Genomic DNA, 17,586 nt, shown 5'->3' with positions numbered 1-17,586 from the left:
CCTTTTTCGTTTGTTACGCAGCCTTCATGGCCCGCCGTGGATTGCGCCGTGCCAGCAGGTCAAAGCGATCCAACATCATCACCTTGTCCCATGCCGCCACGAAATCACGCACGAACTTTTCTTTAGCATCGTCGCTCGCATATACCTCGGCCAGCGCCCGCAGCTGCGAATGCGCTCCAAAGACCAGATCCGCTGCCGTTGCGGTCCACTTGGCTGCGCCCGTCACGCGATCGGTACCCTCGTAGACCTTATCCGCCGACGCAGACGGCCGCCACGCCGTACCGATATCAAGCAGGTTTACGAAGAAATCGTTGCTGAGCACACCCGGCCGGTCAGTGAACACCCCATGCTTCGACTGCCCATGATTCGCCCCCAGTACCCGCATCCCACCCACCAGCACCGTCATCTGCGGTGCCGTCAGTTTCAGTAGATTGGCCCGGTCCAGCAAGCGCGTTTCCGGCGACAGCGGATCCTCCGCCCGGAAATAATTGCGGAAGCCATCCCCCACCGGCTCCAGCACATCGAAGATGCCGACATCCGTCTGCTCCTGCGACGCGTCGGTGCGGCCCGGTGCAAACGGCACTGTCACCTGCACCCCCGCTTGCCTGGCCGCGTCTTCGACCGCCGCACACCCCGCCAGCACAATCAGATCGGCCAGCGACACCTTCTTGCCGCCAGCCGCCGATCCATTGAACTCCTGCTGGATCTGCTCGAGCCGCGCCAGCACGCGCTGCAGCCGCTCCGGCTCATTCGACTCCCAATCCTTCTGCGGCGCCAGCCGTATCCGCGCCCCATTGGCGCCTCCTCGCTTGTCCGTACCCCGGAAGCTGGCCGCCGCACCCCAGGCAGTGGACACCAGCTCCGGAATACTCAGCCCCGACTCCAGCACCTTGCGCTTGAGCGCCGCAATATCCTGCTCGTCGATCAGCGGATGATCCACCGGCGGCACCGGATCCTGCCACAGTTGCGGCTCCGGCACCCACGGCCCCAGGTAGCGCGACAGCGGCCCCATGTCGCGGTGAAGCAGCTTGAACCAGGCCTTGGCGAAAGCATCCGCGAGCTGGTCCGGATTGTCATGGAAGCGCTTCGCGATCGGCCCATAGATCGGGTCCTGGCGCATCGACAAGTCGGTGGTCAGCATCATCGGCGCATGCCGCTTGGACTTGTCGTGCGCATCCGGCACCGTGTCCTTGGCCTCGGGATTCTTGGGCGTCCACTGCTTGGCGCCGGCAGGGCTGGTCGTCAGTTCCCACTCGTACTTGTACAGGTTTTCCAGGAAGCCGTTGTCCCACTTGACCGGATTGGACGTCCACGCGCCTTCCAGCCCGCTGGTGATCGTGTGCGGGCCCTTGCCGCTACCGAACTTGTTCTTCCAGCCGAGGCCTTGATCCTCGATCGGCGCACCTTCCGGCTCCGCCCCGATATTGTCGACCGCCTGCCCGGCGCCGTGGGTCTTGCCGAAGGTATGGCCGCCGACGATGAGGGCGACGGTCTCCTCGTCGTTCATGGCCATGCGCGCAAAGGTCTCGCGGATGTCGCGCGCCGCTGCCAGCGGGTCGGGATTACCGCCTGGCCCTTCGGGGTTCACGTAGATCAGCCCCATCTGCACGTTGGCGAGCGGCCTGGCCAGTTCCCGGTCGCCGCTGTAGCGCTCGTCGCCCAGCCAGGTGTCTTCCGGTCCCCAGAAGATGTCCTCGGGCTCCCACACATCCGGCCGCCCGAAGCCGAAGCCGAAGGTTTTAAAGCCCATCGACTCCATTGCCACGTTTCCAGCCAGCACCACGAGGTCGGCCCAGGAAATCTTCTGGCCGTATTTCTTCTTGATCGGCCAAAGCAGGCGGCGCGCCTTGTCGAGGTTGGCGTTGTCGGGCCAGCTATTCAGCGGTGCGAAGCGCTGCTGGCCTTCGCCGCCGCCGCCGCGGCCGTCGGCGATGCGGTAGGTGCCGGCGGCGTGCCAGCTCATGCGGATGAACAGCGGGCCGTAGTGGCCGTAGTCGGCCGGCCACCAGTCCTGGGAAGTGGTCATGACCTCGATCAGGTCCTGCTTCAGCGCCTCGACGTCGAGGCCCTTGAACTGTTCGGCGTAATCGAACTCTTCCTCCAGCGGGCAGGACAGGTGGGAGTGGGTGTGAAGCACGGACAGGTCCAGCTGGTTCGGCCACCAGTCCTTGTTTCTTCGTGGACGGCCGGCTTTCGGCGTCGGCGAGGGAATCGCCGGGTTTTCGCTTTCGCTGACGCTTTGGGTATTTTCCTTGTCGGGCATCGTGGTCTCCATCGGCTAGTCGTTTTGACAAAAGCAGATCAAGCCTAGGCCTCCGGCATGCGCGGCACAATAAAAATTTATTAATGACTCCGATAGGATCAGCGCTGTGGCGCGGCCGCCGCGTCGGACTCAGCGGTGCTCGGTCACGTCCACTAGGTGTCGCCGCGCTGCAGCTCGCCTTCCCGGCCGAGGACGAAGTGGTCGAGGTCGCGCGCCATGAACAAGGGCCCGGCATAGGCGGTGCGCGCTTCGGTTTCCAGCGCCGACACCGACAGCGGGCCTTCTCCTTCCTGGTAGCGCGGACTGAAATGGGTCAGCACCAGATTGCCCACTTCGGCCTCGGCCGCGAAGCGGGCCACCTTCAGGGCCGAGCTGTGCTGCGGACCCGGCCCCACTTTCTCCAGGATCTCCTGGGTATAAGTCGCCTCATGCACCAGCACGTCCGCCCGGTGGGCCTGGGTGGCGAGCAGCTCGGGCGTATCGTTGTCGCCGGCGATGACCACCGTGCGCGGCCGGCGTCCGGGCAGCAGATAGTCTTCCGCAGCGATGCGGCGGCCATCCGGCAAACTGACGTCGCGGCCTTGCTGGATCTCGCCCCATAGCGGCGAGGCCGGCACACCGTCGGCCCTCAGCCGGTCGAGGTCGAGCTTGCGTTCGACCTGCGCCTCCGTGAAGCCGTAGGCGTAGGAGGGCAGGCGGTGCGACAGCGGCGCGGCGGTGACGGTGAAATCGGGCAGGACCGGCGTGCCCGGCAAGTCTTCCGGCAGCAGGAAGGAGACCGGATAGGGCAGGCGCAGCTGGGTCGCTTCCATGATGCATTCGATCATGGGCTGCAGCGGCGCCGGTCCGACGACCAGCAAGGGCTCGGTCCGGTTCAGCATGCCCGCGCTGGCCAGCAGGCCCGGCAGGCCATAGCAATGGTCCCCGTGCAAATGGGTGATGAACACCGTGCGGAGGTGCATCAGCGACAGCGGCGCGCGCAGCAGGCGGTGCTGGGTGCCTTCGGCGCAGTCGACCAGTGCCCAGTGGCGCGCGCCGCGCGTGCGTAGCGCCACCGCCGACATGTTGCGCTGCCGGGTCGGGGTGCCCGAGGACGTGCCGAGAAACAGGAGCTCCATAGCTAATCCGCCATTCAAGCCGATAACACTTCATTATCCGGAAAAGACGGGCGCCCCGGCGCGAGCCCGATCAGCCTTACTCCGCAGCCGCGGCGCTTTCCATCCAGGCATTCAGTTCGCCATAGCGCGCGGGGCTGGCCGCCGGTGCGTCGAGTCCGCCGGTGGCCAGGAAGTGCTCGGTGAATCCCTTGACGTAGCCGAACATGCCTTCGGCGATGGCCGACCCGGCGCTCAGGCGGCGCACGCCCAGGTCGCGCAGCTGCGCCACCGGCGGCAGGCCGGGCAGGGCCATCACGTTCAGCGGCAGGCTGATGCCGGCCACGACGGCCGCGATCTCGCCCGGGTCGCGCAGGCCCGGCACGAACATGCCGCTGGCGCCGGCTTCGGCGTAGCGTGCGGCGCGCTCGAGCACCATCGCCACCCGTTCGCCTTCCGGCGCCAGTCCGCGCAGGTAGACGTCGCAGCGCGCGTTGATGAACAGGCTGATGTCGCGCTTCTGCGCGATACGGCGGATGGCGGCGATCTTTTCGCACAGGAGCTCGGGCGTGCCGGCGCCGTCCTCGATGTTGATGCCGACCACGCCCACGACCATGAGTTCCTCCGCCAGGCGCGCCACCTGCTCGAGGTCGTCGCCATAGCCGTCTTCCATGTCGACGCTCAAGGGCAGCGCATTATTGGCGGCGATGCGCGCGGCCGTTTCCACCAGCAGGTGCGAGGGCAGCTTGCTGCCGTCCGGGTAGCCGTGGGCCCAGGCGACGGCGGCGCTGCTGGTGGCCAGCGCCGGCGCACCGGCCAGGGCGGCAATGCGGGCGCTGCCCGGGTCCCAGCAGTTCGCGAGCAGCAGCAGGCCGTCCTGGTGCAGGGCGTGGAATTGGCGGTCCGGGCAGGTCGACATCGTGTTCTCCTTGTTTGGTGTTGATTGATCGACATCATGCCATGCCTGAGCCGCACCGGTACAGGCGCTCCCGAACCGCCGTGCAGCGAGGCTGTGGAGTGTCAGGCTTCGTGCGGAGGTTTCTCTTGCCGCGGCAGGCGCAGGGTGGGCAGGTAGCGCCACATATAGGTGCTGACGCCGATGCCGGTCGCCAGCAGCAGCGCCTGCAGCCCCAGGTGGTCGACGCGGCGCATGGCGCCCAGCAGGGAGAGCCACAGCAGCGCGGTGGCGACGACCTTGGCCTTGAGCGGGATGCCGCGTCCTTCCTCGAAGTTGCGCAGGTAGGCGCCGAACACGCGGTGCGACAGCAGCCAGCGGTGCAGGCGCTCCGAACCGCGCGCGAAGCAGGCCGAGGCCAGCAGCAGGAAGGGCGTGGTCGGCAGCAGGGGGAGGAAGATCCCCAGGATGCCGAGGATCACCGCCAGCACGCCGGCAATGTTATAGAACAGTCGCATGCTTTCACTCTAGCATTCCGCAGGCGTGGTCGATGAAATAATATTTCAAGACTGAACCGCTTTTGAACAGTCGCACATGCCCTTTAAGCACTGAATTGAACGGCAACGCCTGATTCTGCTGGGCAACTCTCGTATAATGAAGGCTCTACGACGGGCGCGTTTTTATTCGACAGCAGCGGAACTTGCACAGAACGCCCGGCCACTTCCGCCGCTGATCGACATGCACCGGCCGCAGCCGGGCCGACGCCGAGCCATGTCCCTGTCCCGTTTTCTCTTATCCAGGCCTTTGCTGCGCAGCTACCTGCGCGGGCGCGTCCTGCGCCAGCTTGCCCTCTACCTCGCCTTGATGCTGCCGGTGGTCTGGGGCCTGGTCATGCTCGAGCAAAAGCGTTTCGCGGCGCTCGACGAGGCGGCCGCGCGCGGCAACCGCACCAACCTGTCGCGCGCTTTCGCCGAAGAGGTGCGCGCCACCATCGGCATCGTCGACCTGAGCCTGGTGCAGCTGCGCGGCACCTGGCGGCGCGATCCCGAAGGCTTCGCCGCCGGCGTCGCCGAGCATGCGCGCCACCTGCGCGACCGGGTGCCGATGCACATCGTGGTCACCGACGCCAAAGGGCGCCTGCTGTACACGAACGCGGGCGCGGCGCCCCCGCTGCTGCCGATGGGCGACCTGGCCGCCTTCCACGCCCAGATCGCCGGCAGCGGCGACAGCCTGTACGTCAGCCGCCCGTCGCGCTGCCGCATCACCGGCGCCTGGATCGTGCAGTTCACCCGCCCGATCCGCGACGCCCAGGGCCGCCTGCTCGGCGTCATCGGCGCCTCGGTCGCTCCCGATTACTTCCTGCGCTTCTACGACAGCATCGATCTCGGGCCGAACGCGGCGATCAGCCTGGTGCGCTCGGACGGCGCCATCATCGGCCGCAGCACGCGCCAGGGCGGTAACCGCGACATGGGCCGGGTCGTTCCCGACATGCCCTACAACGCGCCCGGCGCCGCGGTCAGCGGCCATTTCCACGTGCTGAGCCGCCTCGACGGGATCGAACGCGACCACGCCTGGCGCAAGCTGCCGGAATATGGCCTGACGGTGACGGCCGCCGAAGCCGTGCCCGACGCCATGGCGCGCAACGCCCAGCAGCGCGCCATGCTGCACTGGAGCGGGGTGGCGGTGTCGCTCGTGCTGGCGGCGCTGGGCTGGGCCGCGATCGGGGCGGCCGACCGCCGCCGGCGCGCGCTCAAGGCGCTGGGTGCGGCTGAGGCGCGCTGGAAACTGGCGCTCAATGCCGCCGGCGACGGGGTCTGGGACTGCGACCTGCGCACCGGCGAGGCCAAGCTGTCGCCGCGCGCCCAGCTGATCCTCGATGCCGAGCATCCGGTGATCACGTGGTACGGCGGCATGCTGGAGCACATCGTCCATCCGGACGACCTGCCCGCCGTGCGCGCGGCCCTGCGCGCGCATTTCGACAGCCGCACCAAGGATTACGCGGCCGAGCACCGGGTGCGCCTGCGCAGCGGCGAGTGGCGCTGGATCGACGCGCGCGGCACCGTGACCGAGCGCGCCGAGGACGGCAAGCCGCTGCGCATGGTCGGCACCTTCTCCAGCATCGACGCGCGCAAGCACGAGGAAGCGCGCATGCGGCGCATGGCGCACCAGGACGCGCTCACCGGCCTGCCCAACCGGGTGCTGTTCGGCGAGCGCCTGCGCCAGGCCATCGCGGCGGCGGACCGCGACGGCCACCGGGTCGCGGTGGTCTACTTCGACCTCGACAAGTTCAAGCCGGTGAACGACACCTGGGGCCATGCGGCGGGCGACCGCCTGCTGCGCATGGTGGCCCAGCGCGTGCGCGCGGCGCTGCGCGAATCCGACCTGCTGGCGCGCATCGGCGGCGACGAGTTCGCGGTGCTGCTGCCGCATTGCGATACCCCGGGCGGCGCCGAGCAGGTGGCGCGCACCATCCTGGCGCGCCTGGAGGAGCCTTTCGAGGACGGCGAACGGGTGCTGCGCATTTCGGGCAGCCTGGGCTACGCGCTGTATCCGGATTGCGGCGGCGACGCCGAAGCGCTGATGCGCTGCGCGGACCTCGCCATGTACGACGCCAAGGCGCATGGGCGCAACCGGGTGTCGGGCAGTTACCGGACCAAGGTGGAGTGAGTGGAACGCGTCGGCGGGGAACCCGCCGACCCTACCGGGCCGCGTAGGGTTGGCGGCTTTGCCGCCGACGCGTTCAACTATACGTTCACCGCCACCGGCTCTTCCAGCAACCGCGCCGCCAGCGCCGACAGCGGCATCGGCCTCCCCAGCAGGTAGCCCTGCGCATAATCGCAGCCCGCGCGCTGCAGCCACGCCAGCTGGGCGCGGTCTTCCACGCCCTCGGCCACCACGGTCAGCCCGAAATCGTGCGCCAGGCCGATCACCGCGCCAGCCAGCATCTGGCCGTCGGCCGGCAGCGGCCGCACGAAGCTGCGGTCGATCTTGAGCTGGTTGATCGGGAAGGACTGCAGATACGACAGCGAAGAATAGCCGGTGCCGAAATCGTCGATCGACATCCGCACCCCGAGCGCGCGCACCGCGTGCATGAAGTCGATCGCGGCGCCGCGGTCTTCCATCAGCATGCTCTCGGTCAGTTCCAGCTCCAGGCGGTGCGGCGGCAGGCCGGTCTCGGCCAGGATGCGCTCGACGCTGCGCACGAAATCCTTCTCGCGGAACTGGCGCGCCGAGACGTTCACCGCCACGTGCAGCGGCGCGCCGCTGCGCCGGCCCAGGTCGACCGCGTCGCGGCAGGCGCGTTCCAGCACCCATTCGCCGATCGCGACGATCAGGCCGCATTCCTCGGCCACCGGGATGAACTCGTCCGGGCCGATGAAGCCGTGCTCCGGATGCATCCAGCGCAGCAGGGCCTCGACGCCCACCATGCGCTCGGTGGCGCAGTCGAACTGCGGCTGGTAGAACACCGCCAGGCCATCGGTCTCGAGCGCGCGGCGCAGGTCGCGCTCGAGGCGCGCGCGGCGCTGGGTCGCGTGCATCATGGCCGGCTTGAATTCGCCCACCCGGTTGCGACCGCCGCCCTTGGCGTGGTACAGCGCGGCGTCGGCATTGCACATCAATTCGCTGGCATTCGCCGCGTCCTGGGGGAAGACGCAGGTGCCGGCGCTGCCGGTGACGGTGACTTCGGTGGCGTCCAGCTGGATCGGGCGGCGCAGCGCTTCCATCAGGGCCTCGGCAATGTCGCGCAGCGCGTCGCTTGACGCCAGCGGCCGCGCGATGACGATGAATTCGTCGCCGCCGAAGCGGCCCACCAGGTCGCCAGGGCGCGCCGCCGCGCGCAGCCGCGCGCCGACTTCGTGCAGCAGCTGGTCGCCGGCCGCGTGGCCGGCGCTGTCGTTGACCACCTTGAAGTTGTCGAGGTCGATCAGGACCAGGCCGACGCTCCCGCCGCTTTCGCGGGCCTGGGCCAGCGCGGCGTCGAGTTCCTCCTGGCCGCCGCGGCGGTTGGGCAGGCCGGTGACCGGATCGGTATAGGCCAGGTAGGCCAGCTTGGCTTCGGCGCGCGCCACGCGCAGGCGGCTGCGGCGCGAGATCAGGGCGCTGGCCAGCAGGGCGCCGGCCGAGGCCAGGCCGAACAGGACGCCGTAGTTCTGCAGCGAGGTCGAAATCGCATCGGTCTCGGCGCGCAGCAGCATGCCGCCCAGCCTGCGGCCGCCGTGCACGATCGGCCTTTCCTGCACCACCGGACCGAACCAGCCCGGCGCCAGCTGGGCCAGGGTGCTGGGCGCGGCCGTATTGCGCCGGAAGGCGACGAATTCGCGCCCGCCGGCGTCGTAGATGACGGCGTCGACCAGGGCAGGGTCGGCCTGGAAGGCGTTCAGGATGTCGGCCGCCGCTTCGCGGTCGCCGAACATCAGCGGGGCCGAGATGTTCTCGCCCAGCACCTGGGCATGGATGCCGATGCCGGCCTGCAGCCCATGGCGCAGGGTGACGAACTGGTAGGCCAGGAGGGTGCCGCCGACCAGGCTCAGGGCGGCGGCGGCGGCCAGCAGCTGGCCGGCGCCGAGCATGCGCGCCATGCGCGGAAGGCGGTGGGCGCCGGCATTCATAGGACATTCCTTGCAAGACGCAGCAATTTCGAACTGACCCGCAGGCCGCTGCGCGCAGCCTCGCGGGTGTCGACGTCGAAGCGCAGCTGCTCGTCGTCGTCGACCAGGGTAATGGCGGCCGGTGCGCCGCCCAGGCCGTCGCGCACCACCAGCACGCCGGGGCTTGAAACGGCACCGGCGGCGCGGCCCAGCACCAGCAGGTCGCAGCCGGCCGCGTTCGGATGGGCTGTGGCGTCGGCCACCAGCCAGGCGCGCCCGCCCGCCGGCTTGCCGTTATAGGCCAGCAGCGCCGGCCACAGCACGCTGGCGCGGTCGGCGCACACCGCGAGGGGCGCGCGCGCGCGGGCCTCGGGCCAGCTGGTGAACTGGGCGAAGTTGTAGATGTAGGCGGCCTTGATCTCGACGTCGCGCACCTGGGCCGGCGCCAAGCCTGGCGCCGCGGCCAGCAGCGCGCCGCCGGCCACCGTGCATGCGAGGGAGCTCAATCCGCGCCGCATCTCAGAACCTGTAGGCCAGCTTGGCGTGGATGGAGCGCCCCTCGCGCTGCAGCGCTTCCTGGACGAAGGCGGGGCCGGCCGGGTCCGCATAGCGGCGGTCCAGCAGGTTGTACACGCTCAGCGACAGGTCGGCGCCCGGCACCAGGCGCGTGCTCGACAGGGTCAAGTTGCTCATGCAATAGCCGCCCACGCGGCCATGCTCGGTCAGGCGCGCCGACAGGCACTGGAATTCGCCGCCCAGGCGCGCGCGCTGGCCGGCCAGCGGCAGCACGCCGTTGAACTTGAGCAGGTGGCGCGGCGAGGCGCGCAGCGGCGCGCCGTCGCCGTCGCGCGCGCGCTGCCAGGTGTAGCTGGCGCGCAGGCGCGCCGCGCTGGCGTAGACCTGCTCGGCCGAGGCCTCCATGCCCAGGGCCTTGGCGTGCTCGAGGTTGCGGAAGATGAGCAGTCCGCTGTCCGCCTCCTGCTGCTGCGAGACCAGGTCGCGCATGCGGTAATCGAACAGCGACAGGCGCGCGTGGCCGCCGGCGCCGAAGGCGTGTTCGAGCACGGCTTCGGCGGTGCGGATGCGCTCCGGGGCCAGGTCCGGATTGGCCAGCTGGCCGCCTTCGCCCGGTACGTTGTAGTACAGCTCGTAGGCGTTCGGCACCCGGAAGCCCTTGCCGTAGATGAGTTTGGCGGTGGTGCCGGGCGCGAGCCGGTAGAGCAGGGCCAGGCGCGGGTTGGTGCTGCGCGCGCCGGTGCTGTGGCGGTCGTGGCGCAGGCTGGCGTTGACCAGCACCCGCTCGCCCAGGCGCAGCTCGTCCTCGAGGAACACGCCGCGCTTGTCGGCCGAGCGGCGCTCGTCCAGCCGCGAGACATAGGGCTCGGCCTCGTAGTTGAACATGTCGCGCCGGGCGTCGTGCTCGAGATCGGCGCCCGCCACGATCTTGTGGCCGGCGAAAGCGGTGATGGTCGCGTGCAGGTTCAGCCCGCTCCAGCGCGCATGGCTGCCGTCGACGTTGTCGATGGGGAGGTCCCCGGCGCCGGCGTAGTAATAGTGGCCGAGGTAGTCGGCCTTGCCCCACACCGCCTGGGCCGACAGCGCCAGGCCGGGCGCCAGCGTGCGCGCATACGCCAGCTGGGCCACGCTGTGCGTGTCCAGGGTGCGGTTGGGGGCGCCGAACAGGGTCTCGTAGGACGCGGTGGGCGTGCCCTTGCTGCGGTGGACGTGGTTGGCCGAGAAGGTGAAGCCGCCCGTGCTGGCCTTGAGCAGGAACTGGCGCGCCTGCTCGCCGTCGCCGCCGCGGACGATGCCGTGCCCCTGGTCGGGCGTGTCGAATTCGGGGTAGTACAGGGTTTCGCCGTCGCGCGTGAGCACGCTGGCCGACACCAGCAGGTCGGCGCCGTGCCGGCCATGCCAGCCGTAGCTGGCGCGCAGGCGCCGTTCGCCGTCGCCGCCGGCCGCCAGCGCGACGCGCGGACCCGCCAGCGCATTGCCGTCGCGGGTCACGACATTGATCACGCCGAACATCGCGCTCGAGCCGGCAATGGCCGAGCCGGCGCCGGGAATGAATTCGATGCGCTGCACCAGGTCCATGTCGACCAGGCCTTCATTGCCCAGCATGGCCTGGCCGTACACGCTGTCGTTGGTGCGCACGCCGTCGATCATGAACACGAAGCGGCTGTTGTAGTCGCCCGGGCGCACGAAGCCGCGCGCGCCCAGGTAGGCGTAGCTGCGGTCGCTGGTGGTGAACAGGCCGGGCAGCGAGCCCAGCGCGTCGGCCAGCGTGCGCCAGCCATGGGCGCGGATGTCGCTCGAGTCCAGCACGCTGGCGGCCGCCGGCGCTTCGCTGATCAGCTGCTCGAACCTGGACGCGGCCTTCACCATCTTCATGCCCATCAGCGCTTCCAGCGGCAGCTCGGCCAGGGCCGGCGTCTCCGCAGGGGCGCCGACAGGCGCGGCGGCGGCCGGAAGCGTTTCCAGCAACGCCGCCAGCGCCAGTGCGGCGGCGGCCGGCAGGGAAAGTGCAGGGTAAGGGCGGTCGAGTGAGCGCATGCCACGTCAGCGGCACGTGGCCAGCTGTCCGAGATGGTTAGATTTGGTGAGATTTCTTTATGTCACCAGATAATACCAGAGGGCAATAAAAGAGCATGCGCTTTACTGCTTTTGTCAACATAAAACAACAAGGCAAAGGGAGAGGGCGGGCCGCGCTCAGGAGTGGGCCCCGGCGTCCGAGGCGGCGGTTTCGGATGCCTCGGAGGCCTTGGAAGCGTCCGGCGCCTGGCCCGGCTCGGCCGCCGCGACTGGCTCGCGCAAGGCCGGCGCCACGTGACGCGGCAGGTAGATGGTGACCGTGGTGCCCTGGCCCGGTGTGCTGGCCAGGCGGATATGGCCGCCGCTCTGGCGCACGAAGCCGTGCGCCATCGACAGGCCCAGGCCGGTGCCCTTGCCTTCGGGCTTGGTGGTGAAGAAGGGCTCGAAGGCGCGTTCCATGACTTCGCGCGGCATGCCCTGGCCGGTGTCGCTGACTGCCACCTGCACGTAGTCGCCGGGCGTGAGCTCGGGGTCGGCCTGGGCCGCCTCGGCGTCGACCGTCACGTTGGCCAGGCGCAGGGCGATGGTGCCCGCGCCTTCCATGGCGTCGCGCGCATTGATCACCAGGTTGAGCAGCACGTTCTCGAGCTGGTTGGGGTCGACCAGGGTCGGCCACAGTTCGGGCGGCGCGCTGCGCTCGACCGTGATGCTGTCGCCGGCGGCGCGCAGCAGCAGGCTGTCGACCCGCTCCAGCAGCTCGCGCACGTCGACCACGCTCGGGTGCAGCGGCTGGCGCCGGGCGAAGGCCAGCAGCTGGCCGGCCAGCTTGGCGCCGCGGTCGACCGCGTCGAGGATGCTGTGCAGGCGCTTCTTGTTCATCGGGCCTTCGGCGCGCAGCATCAGCTGCACGTTGGCGCTGATGATGTGCAGGATGTTGTTGAAGTCGTGCGCCACGCCGCCCGTCAGCTTGCCCACCGCTTCCAGCTTCTGGGCGCGCAGCAGGCCCTGGCGCGCCTCGTCCAGGCGCTGCTGGCGCTGCTGCTCGCGCGCCTCGGCCTCGCGCCGCGGCGTGATGTCGCGCACGAACACGCTGGCGCCGGCCACCGAGCCGGTCGGCAGCAGGGCCACCGCCAGCTCGGCCGGCAGCTTGCGCCCGCTGGCGTGCAGCACCTCGACCTCCCGCGGCGCGCCCAGCAGCGAGCAGGGGCCGCCGCGCTTGAAGGCCTCGAAGGCGGCGCGGAAGGCCACCCGCCGGGGTTCCGGCAGCAGGGTCTCGACCGGGCGTCCCACCGCTTCCTCGGCCGTCATGCCGAAGATGCGCGTGGCCTGGGCGTTCCAGTCGGTGATGCGGCCGGACTCGTCGACCGCGACGAAGCCGTCGTAGGCGTTCTCGAGGATCACGCGGATGCGCTGCTGCTCGGCGGCGATGCGGTCGTGCGACTCGCGCAGCTCGAGGGTCATGGACTGGGCCAGCTGCAGGGCGCGGCGGCGCTCGGTGGCCAGCAGCCAGACAACCAGGCTGAGCAGGAAACCGAGGATGGTGCCGGTGACCGCGATCAGCATCGGGCGCGTGGTGTCCAGGGTGGCCAGCATCGATGCATCCGGGCGCATCCTGACGGTCCAGGCGCGGCCGCCGATCGCCAGGCGCCGGGTGGCGTCGAAGCGCGCCGGGGCGGCCGTGGTCGCCGGGGAGCGGTACAGCAGCGCCTCCGGAACGGCCTGTTCGCCATCGTAGACCTCGATCTCGAGCTGGGGCACGGCGATGCCGCTCACCCCGCGCATCAGGTCGTTCATGCGGAAGGGCGCGTAGACCCAGCCGGCGAGGGCGGCGCGGCGCTGTTCCACGGTCGCCGCCGGCATGCCGGCGCGGTACACGGGCAGGTACATCAGCACCCCGGATTGCTGGCTGCCCGTGCCTTCCTGCACCAGCACCACCTTGCCGCTCAGGGCGGCCTGGCCGCTGTCGCGGGCGGCGATCATGGCCGCGCGCCGCACCGGCTCGCTGAACATGTCGTAGCCGAAGGCGCGCAGGTTGCGGCCCGAGAAGGGTTCGATGTGGGAAACCGCGGTTTGGGACTCGCGCGGCCCCTCGGAACTGACGGCGTAGTGCGGATAGCCTTCGGCGCGCACCCCGCGTTCGTGGGCGGCCAGGCCGCCGGGCGGGATGGCGGTGGCGATCCCGATCGCCTCCAGCCCGGGGAAGTGCTGGTCCAGGCGCAGCTGGCGGTAGTACTCGGCGAAGTCGGCGCGGCTGAGCGCGACCGAGCCGCGCAGGTAGCCGCGCGCGCCGCGCAGCACCTGCTCGTAGACGGCCATCCGGCGCTCGATGCTGTAGGCCATGTCGCGGGTGCGGTAGTCGAAGGTCTCGCGCAGCTGTTCCTGGGCGCCGTGGCGCGCGCCGTTCCAGGCGCTGTAGGTCGCCACCAGGGTGACCAGGAACACGAACATCGCCAGCAGCAGCGGGCCCTGGCCGGACCCCGGGAGGGGCAGCCGGCCACGGGGAAGCGTGGGCGTCGGTGCTGGATCGGGCTGCTGCATGGCGTCGAACGCGCACGGCAAGGCCGTGGCGGAGAAGTTAGTCGGAATCGCGCGGATGTCCTTGTAGCATACGCACCCTTTCGCTTGCAGGGCGCACGCGACCTTCGCATTTGGCAAGAACTTATATGGCAGAATATTTATCCAATGCAATCCAACAGACGACCATGCGCTCACATGCGCCCATCCATATTAATTGGCCCATCCGAGGCTGCCCGCAGGGTTGGTCATGAGGCTGCCTGACACGCTGCGCCGCCACTGGCCGCTGGCGGGCCTGGGCGGCCTGCTGCTGCTCGCGCTGCTGTGGGCGACCCTGGCCCCGCTGGGCGGCGGCAGTCACGAGCTGCTGCTCGAGGCGCCGCCCGGGGCGCACAGGGCGGGCCTGCAGGTGCCGGCCGAGATCCGCCTGACGCGCGGGGTGCGCGACGTGCTGCTGCTGCGCAACCGCGACAGCGCGCCGCTGGTTTTCGGCCCGGTCGACGTCGCTCCCTGGCGCGAGTTTCGCCTGACCTTCGAGGAGGAAGGGGAACACGCCTACGCCTGTCCGCTGGTGGCCGGCGGCGTGGTGCGGGTGCGGGTGCTGGCCTGGCCCGATCCGGGCCTGGACCGGCTGCGCTGGCGCCTGGACAACCTGGTGCAGGCCCTGCGCTGGCTGCCGCTGCGCGGCCCCGATTCCTGAGGCCTTCAAGCGCGGGAAATATGCATGCGGACAGGGCGGTCCCGGCCGCGCCGCACCCTCTGCGCGGAGGGCCGCGCAGGCCCGCAATCGTGCTCCCGTTTCGCCGTCGATTCTGTCATGATGGGAGTATGTCGACGATTTCCTTGCCACTGTTCCCGCTCAGTACGGTACTGTTTCCGGACGGGGTGCTGCCGCTGCAGGTGTTCGAGGTGCGCTACCTCGACATGATCAGCCGCTGCCTGCTGGACGAGACACCCTTCGGGGTGGTGCTGCTGACCCAGGGCCAGGAAGTGCGCCGGCCCGGGGCGGAACAGGAACGCTTCGTTGCCGCCGGCACGGTGGCCTCGGTCACCGAGACCACCGCCACCACGCCCGGCCTGCTGCAGGTGCTGTGCAGAGGCGGCTCGCGCTTTTCCGTGGTCACCGCCGAACAGCGCGTCAACGGGCTGTGGATGGCCGAAGCCGAGCTGGTCGAGGACGACCACGAGGTGACGGTGCCGTCCGAGCTGCAAGGCGCGGCCGACGCCCTCGACCGGGTGCTGGCCTCGCTGCACGACGTGCCCCAGCACCGCTGGCCGGTGCAGCCGCCATTCCGGCTCGAAGACTGCGGCTGGGTGGCGAACCGCTGGTGCGAACTGCTGCCCTTGCCGAACCAGCAGAAGCATCAGATGCTCATGCTCGATAACCCGGTGATCCGGCTCGAACTGCTGCATGACGTACTCGACGAACACGGCTTGATCACCTCCTAGACCTATGGCTGGCTGGCATGAAATTCTCGGACGACCTCCTGATCGCCTACATCAACGGTGAACTCGCCGAACCGGCGCGCGCGGCCGTCGAGCGCGCCGTCGGCGCCGATCCCGTGCTGGCCGCGCGCGTGGCCCAGCACCGCGCCCGCCACAGCCGGGTGATCGGCGTCTCGGCCAATGGCCACGACGGCTCCAGCCAGCCCCAGCGCCACGTCCCGCCCGGCGGGGCCAAGGTGGTGCACCTCGACGCGCTGCGTCCTGGCCGGACCGTGCCGCATCCGCCGCCGCGCCAGGCCTGGACCCGCAACCACTGGGCCGCGGTGGTGGGCGCCCTGGCCACCGGCATCCTGGCCGGCGCCCTCGGCTGGCGCAGCCTGGGCGCCGATCCCGGCCTGGTGACCCTGGTCGACAGCGAAGGCGCCCTGGTGGCGCGCGGCAGGCTGCTGCACGCGCTGGGCGAGCAGCTCGCCACCCCGGGGCCCTCCGACACCGGGGTGCGCATCGGCGTCACCTTCATCGCCAAGGACGGCGCCTATTGCCGCAGTTTCGTGGTCGACACCACCGCCGGCCTGGCCTGCCGCAGCGCCGGGCGCTGGACCATCCCCGTGCTGGCCGAAGGGCAGGCCGGCGCCGCCTACCTCGACGGCAGCGTCCTGCCGCAGGCGGTACTGGACGCCATCGAGCAGCGTAGCGCCGGCGCCACCCTCGACCCGGTGGCCGAGCGCGCGGCCCAGCAGCGCGGCTGGAAGCCCTGATCCGCCGGCCGCGCATGGACTGTTTCCCATTAACAAATTGTCCAGAGAACAGGTCAGCATATACAGTGGGGGCGATTTCAGGTATCGTGTCACCCGCTAAAAGTGCCTCTACGTCCGTGTACTCGACGCATTGTCCCGGTGGTGACACCGGATGACGACCTCGATGCCCGTGCGCCATCCGGCAGCGCGCCGCCCAGCGGCCACCGCCGTTTCCCACCCGGAGTCTGATTCGCGCGCGCCGGCTGCCAGCAGCCGGGCCGTAGAGCTGAACCAATGAATGCCCGAAAAGAACATGTCTGACACACCGAACAATAACGACGCGAACAATAACGACGCCGTCGCGGCGACCGAGCAGCCGACCGTGCGCTTCGCCGATTTCGGCCTGGCGCCCGAGATCCTGCGCGCGCTTTCGGACCAGGGCTATGTCCATCCGACCCCGATCCAGGCCCAGGCGATTCCCGTGGTGCTGAAGGGCCGCGACGTCATGGGCGCGGCCCAGACCGGCACCGGCAAGACCGCCGGCTTCTCGCTGCCCATCATCCAGCTCCTGATGGCCCACGCCAACCCCAGCATGTCGCCGGCGCGCCATCCGGTGCGCGCCCTGGTGCTGACCCCGACCCGCGAACTGGCGGTGCAGGTGGCCGACAACGTCAAGGCCTATTCGCGCCATACCCCGCTGCGCTCGACCGTGGTGTTCGGCGGCATGGACATGAAGCCCCAGACCGAGACCCTGCGCCGCGGCGTCGAGATCGTGATCGCCACCCCGGGCCGCTTGCTCGACCACGTTGAACAGAAGAACATCAGCCTGGGCCAGGTGCAGATGCTGGTCATGGACGAAGCCGACCGCATGCTCGACATGGGCTTCCTGCCCGACCTGCAGCGCATCATCAACCTGCTGCCGAAGAAGCGCCAGAACCTGATGTTCTCGGCCACCTTCTCGCCAGAGATCAAGAAGCTGGCCAACACCTTCCTGACCGACCCGGTCACGATCGAGGTCGCGCGCAGCAACGCCACCGCCGACAAGGTCACCCAGGTGGTCTACAAGGTCGACGAGGAGCACAAGCGCGACGTGGTCGAGCACATCATCCGCCAGCGCGAGCTGAAGCAGGTGATCGTGTTCTCGAACACCAAGATCGGCGCCTCGCGCCTGTCGCGCCACCTCGAGCAGCGCGGCATCAAGGCCTCGGCCATCCACGGCGACAAGACCCAGCAGGAGCGCATGGCCGCCCTTGACGCCTTCAAGAAGGGCGAGGTCGAGGTGCTGGTGGCGACCGACGTGGCCGCGCGCGGCCTCGACATTTCCGACCTGCCGTGCGTGATCAACTTCGACCTGCCGTACAACGCCGAGGACTACGTGCACCGCATCGGCCGTACCGGCCGCGCCGGCGCCTCGGGCGACGCGATCTCGGTGTACTCGGACAAGGACGAGCGCCTGCTGAGCGACATCGAGAAGCTGATCAAGCAGAGCGTCCCGCGCGGCGAGCTGGCCGGCTGG

General features: G+C 69.6%; 13 protein-coding genes. 5 read left to right on the top strand and 8 right to left on the bottom strand.

Features of this window, described 5'->3' with window-relative positions; all coding sequences use genetic code 11:
- Positions 1-13: 13 nt before the first annotated feature.
- The 4 genes from katG to KBW98_RS17980 form a co-directional block, all read right to left on the bottom strand.
- Positions 14-2,263: a catalase/peroxidase HPI gene (gene katG / locus KBW98_RS17995; protein WP_211521539.1), complete on the bottom strand. Its 2,250-nt coding sequence runs from the start codon at positions 2,261-2,263 to the stop codon at positions 14-16.
- 152 nt (positions 2,264-2,415) lie between these two features.
- Positions 2,416-3,381 carry an MBL fold metallo-hydrolase gene (locus tag KBW98_RS17990; protein ID WP_211521538.1) on the bottom strand — a complete coding sequence of 322 codons (966 nt, stop codon included), beginning with the start codon at positions 3,379-3,381 and terminating at the stop codon, positions 2,416-2,418.
- Between the two features lie 76 nt (positions 3,382-3,457).
- Positions 3,458-4,276 (bottom strand): isocitrate lyase/phosphoenolpyruvate mutase family protein, encoded by an 819-nt coding sequence (locus KBW98_RS17985; RefSeq protein WP_211521537.1) that lies wholly within the window; start codon positions 4,274-4,276, stop codon positions 3,458-3,460.
- A gap of 101 nt (positions 4,277-4,377) precedes the next feature.
- Positions 4,378-4,770 (bottom strand): YbaN family protein, encoded by a 393-nt coding sequence (locus KBW98_RS17980; protein ID WP_211521536.1) that lies wholly within the window; start codon positions 4,768-4,770, stop codon positions 4,378-4,380.
- A gap of 253 nt (positions 4,771-5,023) precedes the next feature.
- On the opposite strand from KBW98_RS17980, the gene KBW98_RS17975 reads away from it, so the two are divergent.
- Complete coding sequence (locus KBW98_RS17975) at positions 5,024-6,919, top strand: diguanylate cyclase domain-containing protein (protein ID WP_211521535.1); 1,896 nt, start codon at positions 5,024-5,026, stop codon at positions 6,917-6,919.
- Between the two features lie 77 nt (positions 6,920-6,996).
- Here KBW98_RS17975 and KBW98_RS17970 read toward each other — a convergent pair whose 3' ends face one another.
- The 4 genes from KBW98_RS17970 to KBW98_RS17955 all read right to left on the bottom strand — a co-directional run bounded on the left by KBW98_RS17970 (position 6,997) and on the right by KBW98_RS17955 (position 13,911).
- The gene (locus KBW98_RS17970; protein WP_211521534.1) at positions 6,997-8,862 is read right to left on the bottom strand and encodes a bifunctional diguanylate cyclase/phosphodiesterase; all 1,866 of its coding nucleotides are present in this window, start codon (positions 8,860-8,862) and stop codon (positions 6,997-6,999) included.
- Entirely contained in the window at positions 8,859-9,347 is a 489-nt protein-coding gene (locus tag KBW98_RS17965) for a YfiR family protein (protein WP_211521533.1), read from the bottom strand. Before KBW98_RS17965 ends, KBW98_RS17970 begins: the two co-directional genes overlap by 4 nt.
- 13 nt (positions 9,348-9,360) lie before the next feature.
- Positions 9,361-11,394 (bottom strand): TonB-dependent siderophore receptor, encoded by a 2,034-nt coding sequence (locus KBW98_RS17960; RefSeq protein WP_229429271.1) that lies wholly within the window; start codon positions 11,392-11,394, stop codon positions 9,361-9,363.
- Between the two features lie 156 nt (positions 11,395-11,550).
- Positions 11,551-13,911 (bottom strand): CHASE domain-containing protein, encoded by a 2,361-nt coding sequence (locus KBW98_RS17955; RefSeq protein WP_211521532.1) that lies wholly within the window; start codon positions 13,909-13,911, stop codon positions 11,551-11,553.
- A 226-nt stretch (positions 13,912-14,137) separates the two neighbouring features.
- On the opposite strand from KBW98_RS17955, the gene KBW98_RS17950 reads away from it, so the two are divergent.
- The 4 genes from KBW98_RS17950 to KBW98_RS17935 all read left to right on the top strand — a co-directional run.
- Positions 14,138-14,587: a hypothetical protein gene (locus KBW98_RS17950; RefSeq protein WP_211521531.1), complete on the top strand. Its 450-nt coding sequence runs from the start codon at positions 14,138-14,140 to the stop codon at positions 14,585-14,587.
- Between the two features lie 128 nt (positions 14,588-14,715).
- Entirely contained in the window at positions 14,716-15,336 is a 621-nt protein-coding gene (locus KBW98_RS17945; RefSeq protein ID WP_211521530.1) for an LON peptidase substrate-binding domain-containing protein, read from the top strand.
- A 17-nt stretch (positions 15,337-15,353) separates the two neighbouring features.
- Positions 15,354-16,091 carry a hypothetical protein gene (locus tag KBW98_RS17940; RefSeq protein ID WP_211521529.1) on the top strand — a complete coding sequence of 246 codons (738 nt, stop codon included), beginning with the start codon at positions 15,354-15,356 and terminating at the stop codon, positions 16,089-16,091.
- Positions 16,092-16,383: 292 nt separating this feature from the next.
- Positions 16,384-17,586 (top strand): DEAD/DEAH box helicase (locus KBW98_RS17935; protein ID WP_229429270.1); only part of this gene is annotated, 1,203 nt, incomplete at its 3' end.

The organism is Massilia sp. ST3, assembly GCF_018119405.1.
GTDB lineage: Bacteria > Pseudomonadota > Gammaproteobacteria > Burkholderiales > Burkholderiaceae_D > Telluria.
The sequence above is the reverse complement of the archived record's forward strand: the minus strand, read 5'-3'. Positions and strand labels throughout refer to the sequence as shown.

Bases quoted from the DNA above. Each gene is read 5' to 3' on its own strand.
- katG (WP_211521539.1), bottom strand. From the start codon at position 2,263: ATGCCCGACAAGGAAAATACCCAAAGCGTCAGCGAAAGCGAAAACCCG.
- KBW98_RS17990 (WP_211521538.1), bottom strand. From the start codon at position 3,381: ATGGAGCTCCTGTTTCTCGGCACGTCCTCGGGCACCCCGACCCGGCAG.
- KBW98_RS17985 (WP_211521537.1), bottom strand. From the start codon at position 4,276: ATGTCGACCTGCCCGGACCGCCAATTCCACGCCCTGCACCAGGACGGC.
- KBW98_RS17980 (WP_211521536.1), bottom strand. From the start codon at position 4,770: ATGCGACTGTTCTATAACATTGCCGGCGTGCTGGCGGTGATCCTCGGC.
- KBW98_RS17975 (WP_211521535.1), top strand. From the start codon at position 5,024: ATGTCCCTGTCCCGTTTTCTCTTATCCAGGCCTTTGCTGCGCAGCTAC.
- KBW98_RS17970 (WP_211521534.1), bottom strand. From the start codon at position 8,862: ATGAATGCCGGCGCCCACCGCCTTCCGCGCATGGCGCGCATGCTCGGC.
- KBW98_RS17960 (WP_229429271.1), bottom strand. From the start codon at position 11,394: ATGCGCTCACTCGACCGCCCTTACCCTGCACTTTCCCTGCCGGCCGCC.
- KBW98_RS17955 (WP_211521532.1), bottom strand. From the start codon at position 13,911: ATGCAGCAGCCCGATCCAGCACCGACGCCCACGCTTCCCCGTGGCCGG.
- KBW98_RS17950 (WP_211521531.1), top strand. From the start codon at position 14,138: ATGAGGCTGCCTGACACGCTGCGCCGCCACTGGCCGCTGGCGGGCCTG.
- KBW98_RS17945 (WP_211521530.1), top strand. From the start codon at position 14,716: ATGTCGACGATTTCCTTGCCACTGTTCCCGCTCAGTACGGTACTGTTT.
- KBW98_RS17940 (WP_211521529.1), top strand. From the start codon at position 15,354: ATGAAATTCTCGGACGACCTCCTGATCGCCTACATCAACGGTGAACTC.